Source organism: Leptospira gomenensis (genome assembly GCF_004770155.1).
In the GTDB taxonomy this organism is placed as follows: Bacteria; Spirochaetota; Leptospiria; order Leptospirales; family Leptospiraceae; genus Leptospira; species Leptospira gomenensis.
In genome coordinates, this window is record NZ_RQFA01000034.1 from 1 (window position 1) to 15,994 (window position 15,994).

Sequence of the window (15,994 nt, forward strand, 5' to 3'; positions counted from 1 at the left end):
CAGGGCGTCCTCTGCGGCGCATGATCCAAATTAATTACGTCACCCAGACGGTCAAACCATTTTTAGAAAAAATGTAAGAATTTATACGCGTTTTTGAATTTTTTAAACAGGGATTTCGGGCAAAAATTCTCGTTTTTAATCAACGGAACCGCAAATCCGAAAGGATATAGGGCCTCAATTCTTTCTTGAAAATAAAAAGAGAGGAAATAATTAAATGACAAACAATATATTATAAAAATGGAATACAGATAAAATCGTATTCCTTTCATCATTTCCTTTTTATGCGAAAATCGATTTTCGTTTTCACGCTCAAATAATATCCGCGACGAGAGCGAGTCCCTGAAAACGAATCATACGTTCCGATCAAAGTTTTTTTATTCGAACAAAATTCTACACTTAGGAAGCGAAGTCGCGATGATTCTTTTTTCCTCGTAGGAAATCGGATTGTGATACGAATTCAATTCTTTCAGATTCTACAAAGGCCTCAATTCGACCGAGAGCCTGGTCAATTTATTAAACGATAAATCTAATGTTTTTAAATTTTTCAAATCGCCGATGCTTTTTGGCAGCGTTTCCAGTGCGTTAAAACTCAAATCGATCTCCTCCAACTTTTCCAAGCGCGAGATTTCCGAAGGCAAAGAGACCAGATTCGTTTGTGTAATTCTCATCTTTTTAAGCTCTTTTAATCCGCTTATTTCTTTCGGGAGCGTTTGAAACGAATATCCTTCGATATCCAGGGTTCGTAAATTTTTCAATCCCCCGATCGTGTTCGGTATTTTTTCCGAGCTAAGATATGGAATTTCGATATGAGTACAAATTCCTAATATACATAAAATGGTCTCCGCGAATTCGAACGGATTGATCCGCGTATTTCGCAAACGTAACGATTCTAAATCTTGAAGCGGGCTTATTTGTTCGATCATATCCCCGACCTCTTCGGAACTTACATACAACTCCTTGAGATTTTTGAGTTGCCCGATTTCGCGCGGAAACGTTTTGAATCGTAGATTCCCTTCCAAACGTAGTTCCCTTAAATTCTGTAAACTCCCTATTTCTTTCGGAAGAGTGAGAAGTTTATTGTTTTCTAAATTTATTTTTTCCAAATTCCGCATCCGCTCGACTTCTTTCGGAAGAACCGCGATCCCTTGGGAACTTAAATCCAATCGAAACACATCCAGCGGATTTTTAAGCGCGCGATTTAAATCGGAATACACCGCCTGCGAGAACAAATCGGTAACGTAAAACAAAAGAATCGACAAAGTATACTTCCATCGAAATGAACACGCAACTTTCATTTTAGATTCTCCCGGTCAGCTTGTTAAGCCGAGAAGATTAGGGTAAAAAACTCATTCCCTTCCAAAATCGATTTCACAGTTGGGAAGAAGTTTGCGAATTTTCTCTCTTTCTTCGTATGAAAAGTTGTTATAATCCAAATTCAAATTTTGTAAATTCACGAGCCGTCCGATTTCTTCCGGAAGTTTTGTGAGTTTATTTCTGCGAGAATTCAACCATCTTAAATTATTGAGATGTCCGATTTCGATCGGAAACGCGGCTAATTGATTGGAATCCAACTCCAGTCGTTCCAACTTTTGAAGTTGTGCAATTTCCTCGGGAAGCGTTGTGAATCGATTCGAATTCAATTCCAGTTGTTCGAGATTCCGCAACTTTGCGATTCCTTGCGGAAAATCGGCAAACTGATTGTTGCTCAAGTTTAAAACTTTTAATTTCTTGAGCCGTTCGATCCCTTTAGGAAGAATAATAAGATCGTTCGCATTCAATTGAAGCGCTTGTAAATTCACGAGCTGTCCGATTTCCTCCGGAAGAACTTTTAATTCTTGCAAACTCAAATCCAAAACCCGAACCTCGGACGGCTTTTTCAAAGCCGACCTTAAACTTGTATATTCCGATTCTGTGTCTTCCGACCTTTCCATGAAACCACAATTGAAAATAAAAAAGAACGTTGCGATTTCTGTTAAACGAATCAAAGTTAAACGAAGTTTCATAAAAGCATGATAAACAAAAAAAACGTTATCTGCCTTTCACCCTATAATTTGAATTTTCAGGAATAGGAAAAATAACCTCGGCCGGATCAAAATCCAAAGAAAGGATTTTAGGCGAGAGAACCTAAATCTTGCGACGAGCTCCGGATTAAGATAATACCTCTTTCAAAAATTCACCGAAAGCCCCAAATACAAGCCGTGCAAACGATCGAAATTTCCGGAGCGTATCGGATGAGAAATTCGTAATATATTGTCGATTCGAGAAACTTCGTTCGTTTCTGTTTGAAACGGAGAATTCTGAGAATTCCCAAAACTCAGATCGGTTTGATTGAACCCGTAATAACTAAAATAGGAATCGATATAACTATAACCCAAGTAGAATTTAAGGGCTTCCGATATTTGATAAGCGACGGAAACGTCGATTTCACTTCCACGATAAATTCCCCGAACTCCCGAACTTCCGCTGGAGACCACGATCGAATCGAAGGTCGTCGTTGTCGGTTTGTAAAAACGGTTTCCTTGGGTGTAAAAAAGATCGAGTGCAAAACTCAAAAAAAACCGTTCCGAGATCCTATAATCGCCTCGAAACACCGCCTGCGGCCCGTAGGTGTAAAAATACTCCTGATAAGCGCCTTCTCGAAGAAAATATCCGTATTTGTATTTATTAATATTCCGAATTCCTAAACCGAAAAATAATTTCCAACTTTCCGTCGCCTCTACGATTCGAAACAGATTGAATTCCGCCTCGGAGCGGATCATAGGATTAAAATATTGCCTTCTCGTTTCGTAACCCGCAGTCCCCGATTGAGTTACGATCGTATTCGCGTTGGCTAATTCGATTTCATATGCGGAAATTTCGATCCTGAATTTTCTTTCAGGGTGATCGTATCGAAAGACGAACGGAACGATGACTTTTTGATTCTGTTTGACGGAATCCGTTTTCATCGAGGTCTCTGTCCAAGGACGTTCCGTATAAGAGGTGTAATCGTACGGAGTCCATTGATACGTCTGCCGCTTGAGAAGTAGCTCGAAGTTTCGCTTATTAAGACCGTTCTCCCGATTTTCCGATTCTTGTTCTGCCTGGATCGAATTTGATAGGAAGATAAGGGCAAGTCCTGTCAAAATCCCCCAGAATCGGATCCTGTTCTGTCGTTTCTCGTTTCCCATAAACACAAGTAGAAACGACTCTCTCCCGTCTTCCCTCTGAAAACCTTCCGCTCTAATTCTTCCCATTTTATAACCGACACTCCGAACTATCATTCTATCCGTACTGATTTCGTCGAATTCGCCATATTATAACTTTTTTCGGAAAGAAATCACATTCTATTTTTTTGATGAAAAGAAAATTCAAACGTTATTCGCGGTTGATGAATTCATAGTCGAAAAAAATCCTGAAACCATGAGCTCATATTTTACTCCCGGAAAACCGGGCGCTCCGGGTGAAAATCATCTCTTGCCGAAACCCGGTAAGAAATCCACCGCCTTAATCGTTGCGGGCGGGGGAATGAAAGGCTCGTTTGCGGGAGGAGTTCTCGCGGCACTACATCAATACATTCCGTCTACTCATTTCGATCTTATCGTGGGGGTTTCCTCCGGTTCTTGTTCGGCGGCGTATTACGCGACCGGTTACGAACAAAGTTACGAAGAGTCGATCCGAATCCTGGATATCTGGAAGAAAGAATTGATCGGGAATAAATTTATTTCCTTCCTTCATCCGTTCAAGGGTAAAACCGTCTTGGATCAGGAATATCTAATTGATTTTTTGTTCGGAGAAAAATACAGGCTTCCTTCGGAGAATTTTGATAGAAAAGAAAGCCCTCCTCTTTACGTAGCCGTCACCAATCTCGCCAAACTCCAAGCGGAATACATCAAGGCATCCGCTTCGAACGCATTACATCTTTTGAAAGCGGCGACATCACTTCCGATCGCTACGAGAGGCAAATGGAAATTAAACGACCAATTTTACGGCGACGGCGGAATCGCCGATCCGATCCCCGTAGAAAAAGTAATCGAAGCGGGATACAAGGACATCACCGTCGTATTAAATACGAATCATAACGAATTTTCTGATCCCGTTTCCAAATTTTCGGGATGGCTCGCTTATCCCACCGATAAAAAACTCGAACATATGATTACCAAAGTGCATCATACGATGTACAATCGCGCCGTTCAAATTCTGAAACATCCCCCGAAAGACGTAAGGATCAAGGTCATATCCCCGTCTCACCAGGAGCTTTCAATGGTGACAACGAGCGCCGAAAAATTGACTCGTTCCATCAATCGAGGAATCGAAGCCGGATTCAAGGCCGTCACCTCGATCAAGGACGAATTTTCTCATTTCAAAACCAAACTCAAGGACAAGGGTTGGAAAATACTCTGATTTCGTAAGTTTCGCCTTAGACATCTCCCCGGGTCGCAATGGAACCCGGCGGAATCAGCGACGAAGAAGTTAAAAGAAAACTAAATTAGATATTTCTAATTCAATGAGGCCGGAGCCGGTTCGATGCCGATCTGAGAAAAAGGAACGGGCTTCCGTTTATTGATATCCAAAAAAAACCAATGTGCAACGCAGACGGCGACGAGTTTTCCGTCGGAAAGGCGATACGCATATTGATCGTGAAAGGCTTTGATCTTTCCTTCGATCCGTATCGTAGAATCGATTCGTATCTTTTCGGGATATGTCAGCTCGCTCTTATAATCCAATTCGATTCTTGTGACGACTGGACTGACTCCGAACTCCTTAAGCAAACGGTTCATATCCACTCCGGATTGAACCATCGCCCGAAATCTCGCTTCGTCGAAATAACCCAAAAAAACGATATTATTGACGTGTTTGTTCTGGTCGATTTCCTGCCAGCGGACTTCGGTAAAGTATTCCTGGGTTTGATATAATTTTGATTCTACGTTCGAATTCGAATTCAAGTTCTGCATGAGATCGCTCCTTACTTAGGGATCTTCTTTTTTTTCCTTAACTACAACCAACATCGAAAGGCCGCCTTGCTCGCGATTCGGTCCTCCTTTCATATTACATTCCCCGAAAATAAATTTTCATTCCCTATATAATAATTTTCATTCCACAAAAATTCCGGCGCTGTTTTTTTCCGGAAACGAATTCGACCGCAATATATGACCGATTCTGACCGGGATTTTAAAAGGAGAGTATATTCGATTATTTTAAAATTCTATATCGACGAAATTCGATTTTACCGCGCAAACCCGAACGAAACCATAAATGAAAAAGGAGCTTTTATATGGGTATACGTCTAATTCGAATCAGGAACGCTGCGATCATAGGCTCGATTGTAGCCGCTCTGGAAGGAATTTTGATAGGGGTGGCCGATCCCGACGCGGGAGTGTTCGTTCTCATTCAGTCGATGTTGTTCTGGTTTTCTTGCGGAGCGATCGTTAGCATCGCCGAAATCGGAGTTCCAAAATTTTTCTCTTCGATCCTTCTGACGGAACTGATGAATCTTCCTTGGTATATTACGTTAGTCGTAATCCCGGAAAACTACCAACACTTATTGCCTTTGGTCGTTGCAAGTTTATTGTTCGGATCGATCATAGGAGGACTCAACGTCCTTTTCAAAACGCCTAACATGGAAATATGATAAACTCACCTGGGTCCGAAACTTTTTCTGGCCCAATAAAGGTGATTGGTGATCATTGCTCGCAACTGGGACAAAATCCTTTTTTTTTCTTTCTCATCCATCATCGAAGTCATACGAAGCGCGCTACCGATCGAGTCACAAAGTAAAACACACAAAGTAGCGAGTTTTGTTCTCTGCATCCTGGGAACGAAACATTCCAGAGCGTCCGCGACGATCTCCGCGTTTTTTCTGGTGTCATCCAAATCCAATTCCCTCAACGAAGGATAGGCCTGGGATCCGCTCCATACGGTTTGGAACGCCGGATCGGCTTCATAGAATTTTTCGAATAGATTCAGGATTTTGCGTACGATCCTGTAAAAACGAACCTCCTCCGAACCGCTTTTACCGAGATCCGTCAATTGAACTTTCAACTCGGATCGTAATAGATCCAGATGAATCTGAGCGATGGCGCGCAAAATCGCCGGTTTTCCCGAATAATAACGATAAATCGTACCGATCGGAGAATCGATGTCTTCCGCGATCTCCTGTAACGTGAATTTATCCGGGCCTTTTTTAAGAATGAGCTTCTTGGCCGAATTCAGAATGATCTCCCGTTTTTCCCGTGCCCGCTTTTGAATCGGATTGGTCCTCAGACCTAAAACTGTTTCCTCTTCCATAAAGTCATCGTTTTATCTTTTCCGAAACCTTCAACAAAATCATTCTTGACAAAAAATGAGGAATGCTCATTATTAAAACTTATAAAAATGAGTATTCCTCATTTTTAAAGAAGGTGAATTTGAAACGTATCCTTTTGTATTTTATAACATCCATTTTGGCCTTGGTGGGTTTGACTCTTTCTTTAACGTTTCGAACGCCGGCGCCCACTTCGAAGCCCGACACGGACTTTGTGTTGAAAGGTATTCTTGTTTTCGATCCTAAGACAAACAGATTCGACAGATTGGATCTTCGGTTTGAAAATTCTAAAATCGCGGAAGTATCGGATTCCAGTAGTTCGACGAATTCAGAATTTTCGAATATGACCGCAACGCCGGGGTTAGCGGATATGCACGCCCATTTACCTCCTAATAATCTACTCGATCTGATTCCTTATTTTTCCCTCCTCTATTTGAGCCACGGAGTCACAGTTCTGAGAGTGGCGGGCGATATAGACGGAACTTCCGTTCCTTACGCTAAGGACGGAATTTCTAAGAATCTTTTTTTCGGTCCGAAAATTTTTTCCTGTGATGCCTTCGTCACCGCCGGAATTCCGAGATGGAAAAATTCAATCGTCGTCGAATCCCCGGAACAAGCCGCTCAAGCCGTCCGAACCCTGGAAGCGAAAGGAGCTGATTGTATCAAATCCTACGAAAACCTGACCGTACCGATGATCCGGGCTTTGGTAAAATCCGCGCAGGAACGGAATCTAACGGTACTCGGGCACGTTCCTTTCGGACTCACCTACGAAGAAGCCTCGATTCCTGACGTTCAACATTTTTTCGGAGTTCCAAGACCCGACTCAATCGAAAAAAACACGGTGGTCCACAGAGGTTCCGATTGGGAGAACGTGGACGAAAAATTGTTAAACGACATCGTGATTTTTTCTAAACTCAATCGTATCGCAAACACTCCTACGTTAGTCGCTTCCGAACGATTACTTTCCTTTCTCGATTACGATTCCGCGCTCCTCCAACCTTCCGTTTTATTTATGCCTCGTTTTTTCCGCGAAATCGTATGGAATCCGATACACGGAATTCCCGCGTATCGAAATTTGGATCCGGCGTATTTGAGGGAAAACGTCGAAAAGGCTCTGCGGAAGAAGATGCGTTTGGTATATAAATTGTTTCAGGCGGGAGCGGAACTTCGTTTAGGTTCAGACACGCAACAGCCTTTCGTAGTTCCGGGAGATTCCCTACAACGCGAAATGAAACTCTTCCAGAAAGCTGGTATTCCTTCCGAAGAAGTATGGAATCTCGCCACGATCAAGGCACATGAGTCTTTGAAGAACTTCGATTCGTTTCGGATTCGACCGGGAACTTCCCCCGATCTTTTATTGTTCCGGAAAAATCCCGTGTCTAATTTGGAAAATCTTTCCTCATTGTACGCGGTCGTCGCCCAAGGCAGATTGTACCGCAAAAAGGATCTGGATCTTTTGCTAGAGGAACACAAAAGACGTTTCGAAAATCCGATCTATGAAACGATTTCGTTTTGGCTCGGAAAAATCGTTTTAGAAAAACAAACGAAGGAATTTCAAAACTAACCGTGAAAAAAATTATTTATAAGGCGATACTTCTTTTTTGCGTTCTAATCTGTATATTCGTATTCAACGTGATACGCAAACCTTCCCTACAAACGGAAGTCGAACCCGGAGAAAAAGAATCCGTTCCGATAGACGGCGCCGTTAATCGTCTTTCGAAAGCAGTGCGTTTTAAAACGGTCTCTTCGTTTTCCGATAAAGACTCGAATTCGGATCAGTTCCAAGGCATCAATCGGCACATAGAAACGAATTATCCGCTTTTAAACGCAAAACTGAAACGTACGAAAGCGGGCGCTTTTTCTTTTTTTTACGAATGGAAAGGTATCGACGAAACGTTGCGCCCGATCCTTCTCAGCGTACATTCCGACGTTGTGGACGCGGATTCTTCGACCGAAACGTCCTGGTCCGTTCCACCTTTTTCCGGAGAAGTCAAGGAAGGTTTCATCTGGGGAAGAGGGGTTTTGGACGACAAGGCGAGTCTTTTCGCAATATTAGAATCGGTTGAAATACTTCTCGCACGCGGATTCCGTCCGAAAAGGACCGTTTTTATCGCCGTCGGTGCGGACGAAGAACTCGTTTACGGAACGTCCGGCGCTAAAAGCATCTCCGAAATATTCAGAAAATTGAATATACATTTCGAATTCGTTCTCGACGAAGGACAACTTATAACCGAAGGAATGATTCCTGGAATCGAAAAACCGGTCGCGTTAGTCGGCATTGCTGGCAAGGGTTATCTCACTCTGCGTCTCGTAGTCAACTTACGGGAAGGCGGACACTCGTCCCTGCCGCCCGAAAACACCGCGATCGGCGTTCTTGTTTCGGCGTTGAACAAACTTGAAGGTTCCCCCTTCCCTTATTCCTTAACTCCGGTTTCGGAATCCATGTTTCGTTGGTTGGCGCCGGAATCGGATTTCGTATCGCGACTTCTTTTTTCCAACCTTTGGCTATTTAGGCCGTTTTTAGAAAGCAAACTGAGCGGTAAAAGTTCCACACGCGCGCAACTTCATACCACGACCGCGATCACACAAATTTCGGGCGGATTTAAGGACAACGTACTTCCTGCCCGTGCGGAGGCGGTGGTCAATATTCGGATTCTTCAAGGCGACACACATCGTTCCGTTTTGCGTAGAATCTCCGAAATCATCGACGACGACAGGGTGAGTCTAATCGTTCCGGAAACGATCATCGATCCTTCCCCCGTATCCGCTACGGATTCCAAAGGTTTCGAGACGATTCGGCGTTCGATCGTTCGGGTGATCCCGGACGCGATCGTCGCGCCCGCGTTAGTCGCCGCTTATACCGATTCCATGCATTATTTTCCCCTCGCGGACAATGTTTACCGGTTTTTTCCGATTCGCGCAACGACGGACGATCTAAAACGGTTTCACGGAATCGACGAACGGATAAAAATCTCCAATTACGAGGAGATGATACGTTTTTATGCGGAAATATTCAAAAATTTGAATATTCAATAATTCGGATCAGGTTTTGAAGAATTCGACTTCGGATTTGAGTTTGGCCGCCTGTCCGTTCAACCTCGCCGCCAGTTCGTCGATTTCGGATACGACCTGATTCAAAAATTCGGTGGTTTCGGAGATGGAGGAGATCGTCTTAGAAAATTCCCCGGAGGTCTCCGCCTGTTCTTTCGTATGATTTCGGATTTCCTCCGAAGAAGAGGACAATTCCTGAAACGCGGTTTTGACCTGTTCGCTTGCGGCCAACTGCGAATCCGACAAAGTCGCCACTTCTCCGACGCGATGCAAAGTGACCGCCGCAGTATCTCCGATCCGCTTGAATACTGTCTGAGTCGATTCGATCACATCCCTTCCGCTTTTGGTGGCGCCTAACGCTTCGGCGATCGCCGCAGTAATTCGTTTCGCGTTGTCTTGAGTCTGCTCCCCTAGTTTGGAAATCTCCTGGGCAACGACCGCGAATCCTTTTCCCGCCTCCCCCGCCCGAGCCGCTTCGATCGCGGCGTTCAAGGACAAAAGCCCGATCCGATCCGTGATTTCCTTGATCACGTTTACGGTTGCCCCCATTTTCGCGGTACTTTCTTCGATCGCTTCCATGGCCCTTTGTGTTCCGGCTAACGCGTCCTCTCCGTTTTTGGTTTCGCTTTTCATACGGTTCGCATCCGTCTTCGTATCCAAAAGAGCCGCGTGCACCTTGCGGATTCGCTCCTCCAGTTCCTCCAGGGATCGCCTCGCCTTATGCGCGGTCTCCGCCTGTCCGTCCGCTCTCGATGCGGTGGATTGGATCGAAGCGGCGATCTCTTCCACTCCGGAACTCATCTGTTCCGTGGAAGCCGCCTGATCCTGCATCTTCCGGGAAAGTTCTCTCGTATTTTCGGACAACGACTTGGAACTTTCGGAAAGTTTTTCCGCTTCGCGTATCACGCTTTTTACGATAATACGAAGTCGTTTAATAAATTCGTTCAAGGCGCGGCTGTTGGATCCCAACTCGTCGCTGGAAACCATCGGCAAAACCTGGGTAAGACTTCCTTCGGACATGTCCCCGAATATACGGATCATATTTTCGGAATTCCTCCGTATCGTGGACGACAACTGGCGAGACGCGATTGCCACCGCGATCAACATAAACACGAGCGTCAAAATGAGCGGAATCGTCACGTCCCCCAATTTGATCCAGCCGGAAGTCTCCTCGAACAACAGATATCCGAGGATCACGACGGGAAGGATCGCGATTGCGGTTATGGTGCTGAAAATTCGCAGACCGACTCCGATACGGATCACCTTAGAAGAATCGGTCGGTATCTCCTTCAACCGATCGGATTCGAGGACATCGACAAACGACGATTCGGCGAGAAAGAAATGCGAAACTCCTAATATAGGATAAATGATTCCCGGCAAAAACGCGAAAGGTAGCGACTCGAGCGTCGTCGGAATAAAAAAGAGGTGGATGAATCTCCAAGCGAAAAAAATTCCCCCGCTCCACTGAACGATGTAGAAGAAGGTGTTATAGACGGGGAAGTTGAGAATTCTCGTTTTGACGGCGGACTTTTCCTGCGAGTTGGCACCGAACCAGAGATCGTCCTCCAGCTCCCGCAGAATTTTACCTAAGTAATAAAATCGAAACGTAGGAACCACATACGACGAGAAAAGGGAAATACAAGCCGCCATGATCAGCGCGAGCGATTGATCGAAGTCGTAACCTCCCGCGGTAATGATGAATAACACCGCCAAAGGAACGGCAAGAACCGCGGTCAATAGTTCCAGACCGACGGTCAATTTCCATCTGAGTTTACGGGATTCCGATCGATTCATATACAACTCTTTCAAATAAGATTTTACTACCACGAAGCGGAGAAAATTGAAACGGACTTTCTCTCATTCGACGAGGACTTTTTTCCGGTTCCTTTCGTTTCCGTATCGGGAAACACGTTCCAAGGATCGGAAAAATCCGGGGCGGCTTTTGACAAAAAGTCCGATTCTGACACAGGAAAACAAAGATTCCCACAATTTGCGATTCGGATCAGGCGGCCTCTTTTTGTTCCGCTATCGTGTTCGAAGATTCGTTCTCCGACCAGACGTTTTTTACTCGTTTCCTCATTTGACGATACAATTTTTTGATCACCGAATCCTTCCAACCGAACCAAAACGAAATTTCCCGATACGTGTAGATCGAATCTGCTTTTAACAATTTCTTTCTCCAATTCCGTTTTATTTTGGAGGAAACAAGACGAGCATCCTTTTGTGGACCGAATAACAACTGGTGCGAACGTTCCAATTTCTCGCAAAGAGTCAATTCCCGGTTTCGAATCCGATAACGTTTTTGTTTTCTCTGTTCCAGGAAAGATTTCGGAGAATTTCCCGAAACCAGAAGAATACTTTTTAAAAGGAAAAGATCCCTTCGATTCAGATAAAGATTGTGTTTTAATTTAAAAATCAACGCGGCCCGAGGATCGGAATTCCGGAAAACCTCCTCCCAAAAACGCTCGGAGAAAGAACTTTCCTCGGTATGAATTTCCTCCGATTTCGGATCGAGAAACCGTTCCACGTTCAAAGATAAACAATCCTTTTTTAGAAAGCGGTTTTCCTTTTTCCATTGGTTGCGAATGAGATTGCCGACGAACGTATTCGCGAAGGCGGGAAGATTTTCGACGTTACGTTCCTTCTTCAGCTTGGAGAAGTTATCCAACTTTTGTAGGAACGCAAGAAGGACTTCGGCTCTTCCGTCCTCGTCCAATCGATATTTGTACGAGGATATTCTGCGGATACGAAGTTCGATCTGCACGAGCAAGGATTCGCAGTTTCCGGACCGCTCGTATTCTAAATAAGTTTTTTTGAATGTGATGTCGTTTTCTTCGTTTTCTTTCATAAGTCGGAAAGGAAAAATGAAAGGGCGAGTTGTCGATTTTTTTCGCGCTATCGAAAGTATCCGTTTGATTAAAATCAAGATTCTAAGACCTAAATTTCCGGTTTTTTTGATTGGAAATCGGTTCCGAAGGGATACACTTTTTGCAGAGAGAAACATCATGCAAAAATTCATCAAAAAAATACTGGTCCCTGTGGACGGTTCCGAAAGTTCCAAAAAGGCTTTAGAAATGGCGATCGCGATCGCAAAAGCGGCGAACGCGAGTCTTACGATTTTGGAGGTAATCGAAGAGTTCGGCCCTTTGCCCGGTTACTACGAGAAAGCCCCCGAAGGAAAGGATCGGGTAAAGTGGATCGCCGAACAACGATTCGAAAAGATCCATTCTCCTTTGGACGAATCGCCCGATACCATCAAATGGGATCGTCTCGTTTTGGAAGGATATCCCGCGGATACGATCGTGGAAACCGCGGCGAAAGGAAAGTATGATATGATCGTGATCGGTTCCAGGGGATTGTCCGCGGTCGGTCGTTTTTTGGTGGGTTCGGTTTCCGATCGGATCGTCCATCATTCCCCCTGTTCCGTGACGGTGGTTCGGTGAAGTCCCGTATTACGTTTCGCTCGTTTCCCGCGATTCGATTTGAAAGGATCGTTACGACCTAACTCGACAAACGGACGTTCGGTGAAGTCCCGCGCGGATCGTAAGACCGGAAAATCCCCTGCATTTCACCAAATCATTGTTAGGCGGGCTGGACTCCGGGTACGAACTCCCCGTTCGTCAACAAAGTTACCCCGGGTATGTTTTTCCAATCCGGATGATCTCCGATATGTCTGTATCGATGTTCCCAAACGATTCTGTCGCGGACCGTCAAAAATACTCCGGGCATTCTCAGAGAATTACTTCCCGGAATTCCGTAAAAATGTCCTTTGAGAACGGCCCGCGCAGTTCCGAAGAAAACCTCGGGACCGATCAATTGGGAAAACGTTCCGGTCGAAAGTTCCATGTCTTCGTAAAACGAAACCTCCGGATCGAAGACTACACACGCGTCGTCCCAGATTCCCGAAAACAAAGCGGCCGCTTCCGTTTCCGAGCCCGGGAAAAAAAACAGTACCGGAGGAAACGAAAGACAAGACTCCGAAATTTCCCGAAGATCGGAAACCGCTTCCCGACTGAAGATACAACCTCCGTGTCTTAGAAAAACGAGAAGACAAAGTCCGGAAGGTAGACAAGACAAGACCGTGTTCCCGCGCAACTTCGTGCCGGTTATTTTTCCGGTCTTAAATCTTTCGGGAAGAAATTCCATACCTTCTCAGTATGCCCCTCTTACTTCCCCTTGTAAATCGATTGATTTTTGGGTTTTCGAAAATTTAACTGCAAATCCATGGAACTTTTCACCTTCGATAAAATCGTCGCAGTTTTGACCCTCACTCTGATGGAAATAGTTCTCGGCATCGACAATATCGTTTTTCTTTCGATCGTCGCCGGAAAACTACCGAAAGACAAACAAACCGCCGCTAGAAATACGGGTTTGGTTCTGGCGTTGGGATTTAGAATCGGTCTTTTGTTTGCGGTGAGTTGGATCGCGTCCTTGACTTCTCCGTTGATCACACTCTTGGAATTCACGGTCACCGGTAGGGATCTGATCATGCTCGGGGGAGGTTTGTTTTTGATCGCCAAAAGTACGAGCGAGATTCACGGAAAAATCGAAGGCGGCGAGGACGGACATTCCGGCTCGTCCAAGAAAAAAATTTCTTTTTGGGGGGTAATCGTCCAACTCATTCTGTTGGACATCATCTTCTCCGTCGATTCGATCGTGACCGCGGTCGGTCTATCGGGCAACTTCCACGTTATGGTGACCGCCGTCGTGCTTTCTATGATCGTCATGTTGATCTTTTCGGGAACGGTAAGCGATTTCATCAACGAACATCCGACGATGAAAATCCTCGCACTTTCCTTTTTGATCATGATCGGCGCGATGTTGTTCGCCGACGGACTTCACTTCCACATCCCGAAAGGATACATCTACTTTTCTATGGCTTTTTCCTTGGGGGTGGAATTGATCAACATGAGGATCAGAAAATCGATTTCTAAGAAACGTTGACCTTTGCCCTTGAATTCCAAACGGACCATTGTAAACCGTAAAACGGCGCAAAGGTCCGTTTTGGATCCTTCCTTTTGAGTTCGTTTAACAAAGAAGCGTTCCAAAAACGGTATTCCTGAAGTGTTTTTTTCAGCGCGGTTTCGCTCAACGCGTCCAAGGTATTCGGATCGTTCCCTTTTTTTAGGATGTGATTCGATTCCTCAAACCACTCGTTCTCCAAATCGACGATCCTACGATGTACCGCGTTTTTTGCCTCCGGATAAAATCTCTGCACTTCTCTGTAGAATTTTTCGTGAGTCCACCAAAGTGAATCGTCGAGATGTGGTCCCGGAGTTTGGAAATTTTTTTCCAAAAAACTAGTTCCCGGAAACCCGGCCGGAATAAACAACGAAATCGAAGGGATGGAAGTCCCGGTAAACCAGAATCTATTTTTAGAAACTTCAGGACGCAACTCGGCGACGAAAGAAGCCGTGGTTCCGTTAGGAGTAATCGGTCCGGTCGCGTGAAGACAAACCGATGCCATATTCGATCCGGAAGGAAAAAACGGTTTTGAATCCCCCGGTTTTCCTTCCTGCCTGAGAATTTCCATCGCTTCTCGAGGTCCGAAATCTCCCCGTTGCTCCTCGCCTAAGTCGGAGGTGATTTTTCTTCGCACCTTACACCTGCTGAAAAACGTAAAGAAGGAATCCGAAAATGCGGATCGAAACGAGAACGATTTTCCTTTAGTAACCCATCCTTTTTGATAAGCGAAGTCGATCGCTTTCGGATGAATCGCGTCGTAATTATCTTCCAAAGTAAGTCCGTTTGAGATCGAATAAAAGCCCTCGATCCGTTTCCAAGCCCAAAATTTTCCCGCGGTCTCAAGGACATACGCGTTTTTTGCATCGGCGATCAGAAAACTGTTATGATAGTAAAAGGAGGAATTGGTATATCCTCCGCAGGCATCCGGGCCGAAACGCTCCAAAAATTCGAGAATGATTTCGCGGGCGGTTTCCGCGTTCGTGCCTCTTTCTAAAGCCAAACGTAGTAAATCCATTCCGGTCAATCCGGTGTTTTTTTTCTCGAAAGGAATTTTTGTAAACACGGCCTCGTTTCCGATGACGACCCCTGCCGCGTTCGCCCCCATTTCCGCACCCCACATCTCGAACGGTTTGGAAAGAAGTATTTCCTGCGTTCTCTCCGCACCGGGGACGCTGATATACGTACATTTCGTTTCGGTCTCTCTCGGTCGAGAAGGCACCCGAAGCAAGGCCTGTGCCTCGTTTGGTTCTCGATCCGAATTTTTGCCGAAAATCAAAGATCCGTTTCCGGTAAAAGAGGAAGTTGCTAAAAAAGTATCACACATTCACGGGAAACAAAACCCGTTCAGAACCTCTTAGCAAGTCGTTTTTCGGATTCGTTCTGGGATTGAGGATGGGAATTCGTGGGAACTCACACACACCGCGGTTCCACAGAGATTTCGTTGTGACTACAAACCGGTGTGGGAACTCACACACACCGCGGTTCCACAGAGATTTCGTTGTGACTACAAATCGGTGTGGGAACTCACACACACCGCGGTTCCACGGAGATTTCGTTGTGACTACAAACCGGTGTGGGAACTCACACACACCGCGGTTCCACGGAGATTTCGTTGTGACTACAAATCGGTGTGGGAACTCACACACACCGCAGATCCACGGAGAATCCGTTGTGACTACAAACCGGTGTGGGAACTCA

15 protein-coding genes are annotated in these 15,994 nt (G+C 45.2%); 6 read left to right on the forward strand and 9 right to left on the reverse strand.

Annotated elements, in window-relative coordinates; genetic code table 11:
• Positions 1–473 precede the first annotated feature (473 nt).
• The 3 genes from EHQ17_RS08090 to EHQ17_RS08100 all read right to left on the reverse strand — a co-directional run bounded on the left by EHQ17_RS08090 (position 474) and on the right by EHQ17_RS08100 (position 3,167).
• A complete protein-coding gene (locus EHQ17_RS08090; protein ID WP_135594976.1) occupies positions 474–1,295 on the reverse strand; it encodes a leucine-rich repeat domain-containing protein in 822 nt (273 codons plus the stop codon).
• Positions 1,296–1,346: 51 nt separating this feature from the next.
• A complete protein-coding gene (locus EHQ17_RS08095) occupies positions 1,347–2,003 on the reverse strand; it encodes a leucine-rich repeat domain-containing protein (RefSeq protein WP_135736171.1) in 657 nt (218 codons plus the stop codon).
• Between the two features lie 162 nt (positions 2,004–2,165).
• Positions 2,166–3,167 (reverse strand): LA_2444/LA_4059 family outer membrane protein, encoded by a 1,002-nt coding sequence (locus tag EHQ17_RS08100; protein ID WP_135594982.1) that lies wholly within the window; start codon positions 3,165–3,167, stop codon positions 2,166–2,168.
• A 232-nt stretch (positions 3,168–3,399) separates the two neighbouring features.
• Here EHQ17_RS08100 and EHQ17_RS08105 point away from each other — a divergent pair, with 232 nt between their 5' ends.
• On the forward strand, positions 3,400–4,380 hold the full coding sequence (locus EHQ17_RS08105) for a patatin-like phospholipase family protein (protein WP_135594972.1): 981 nt from the start codon (positions 3,400–3,402) through the stop codon (positions 4,378–4,380).
• A 95-nt stretch (positions 4,381–4,475) separates the two neighbouring features.
• On the opposite strand, the gene EHQ17_RS08110 is transcribed toward EHQ17_RS08105, so the two are convergent.
• Positions 4,476–4,931 (reverse strand): acyl-CoA thioesterase, encoded by a 456-nt coding sequence (locus EHQ17_RS08110; protein ID WP_135594970.1) that lies wholly within the window; start codon positions 4,929–4,931, stop codon positions 4,476–4,478.
• 320 nt (positions 4,932–5,251) lie between these two features.
• On the opposite strand from EHQ17_RS08110, the gene EHQ17_RS08115 reads away from it, so the two are divergent.
• Positions 5,252–5,608, forward strand: coding sequence for a hypothetical protein (locus EHQ17_RS08115; RefSeq protein ID WP_135594968.1), 357 nt, complete (start codon positions 5,252–5,254; stop codon positions 5,606–5,608).
• A 5-nt stretch (positions 5,609–5,613) separates the two neighbouring features.
• Here EHQ17_RS08115 and EHQ17_RS08120 read toward each other — a convergent pair whose 3' ends face one another.
• Positions 5,614–6,264, reverse strand: a complete 651-nt coding sequence (locus EHQ17_RS08120; RefSeq protein ID WP_135594966.1) for a TetR/AcrR family transcriptional regulator — start codon at positions 6,262–6,264, stop codon at positions 5,614–5,616.
• Positions 6,265–6,383: 119 nt separating this feature from the next.
• Between EHQ17_RS08120 and EHQ17_RS08125 the strand changes: the two genes are divergently transcribed.
• Positions 6,384–7,844: an amidohydrolase family protein gene (locus EHQ17_RS08125; protein ID WP_167881135.1), complete on the forward strand. Its 1,461-nt coding sequence runs from the start codon at positions 6,384–6,386 to the stop codon at positions 7,842–7,844.
• A 2-nt stretch (positions 7,845–7,846) separates the two neighbouring features.
• Positions 7,847–9,316, forward strand: coding sequence for a M20 family peptidase (locus EHQ17_RS08130; RefSeq protein ID WP_167881136.1), 1,470 nt, complete (start codon positions 7,847–7,849; stop codon positions 9,314–9,316).
• A gap of 6 nt (positions 9,317–9,322) precedes the next feature.
• Here EHQ17_RS08130 and EHQ17_RS08135 read toward each other — a convergent pair whose 3' ends face one another.
• Positions 9,323–11,125 (reverse strand): methyl-accepting chemotaxis protein, encoded by a 1,803-nt coding sequence (locus EHQ17_RS08135; protein WP_135594960.1) that lies wholly within the window; start codon positions 11,123–11,125, stop codon positions 9,323–9,325.
• A 208-nt stretch (positions 11,126–11,333) separates the two neighbouring features.
• Positions 11,334–12,179, reverse strand: a complete 846-nt coding sequence (locus tag EHQ17_RS08140) for a sigma-70 family RNA polymerase sigma factor (RefSeq protein WP_210412873.1) — start codon at positions 12,177–12,179, stop codon at positions 11,334–11,336.
• 157 nt (positions 12,180–12,336) lie between these two features.
• Between EHQ17_RS08140 and EHQ17_RS08145 the strand changes: the two genes are divergently transcribed.
• A complete protein-coding gene (locus tag EHQ17_RS08145) occupies positions 12,337–12,774 on the forward strand; it encodes a universal stress protein (protein WP_135594958.1) in 438 nt (145 codons plus the stop codon).
• A gap of 139 nt (positions 12,775–12,913) precedes the next feature.
• On the opposite strand, the gene EHQ17_RS08150 is transcribed toward EHQ17_RS08145, so the two are convergent.
• Positions 12,914–13,477, reverse strand: coding sequence for a SelL-related redox protein (locus EHQ17_RS08150; RefSeq protein WP_135594956.1), 564 nt, complete (start codon positions 13,475–13,477; stop codon positions 12,914–12,916).
• Between the two features lie 78 nt (positions 13,478–13,555).
• Between EHQ17_RS08150 and EHQ17_RS08155 the strand changes: the two genes are divergently transcribed.
• Positions 13,556–14,275, forward strand: coding sequence for a TerC family protein (locus EHQ17_RS08155; RefSeq protein WP_135594953.1), 720 nt, complete (start codon positions 13,556–13,558; stop codon positions 14,273–14,275).
• Here the strand turns inward: EHQ17_RS08155 and EHQ17_RS08160 are convergent.
• A complete protein-coding gene (locus tag EHQ17_RS08160; protein ID WP_135594951.1) occupies positions 14,262–15,620 on the reverse strand; it encodes a peptidase C69 family protein in 1,359 nt (452 codons plus the stop codon). The genes EHQ17_RS08155 and EHQ17_RS08160 overlap by 14 nt on opposite strands.
• Positions 15,621–15,994: the final 374 nt, after the last annotated feature.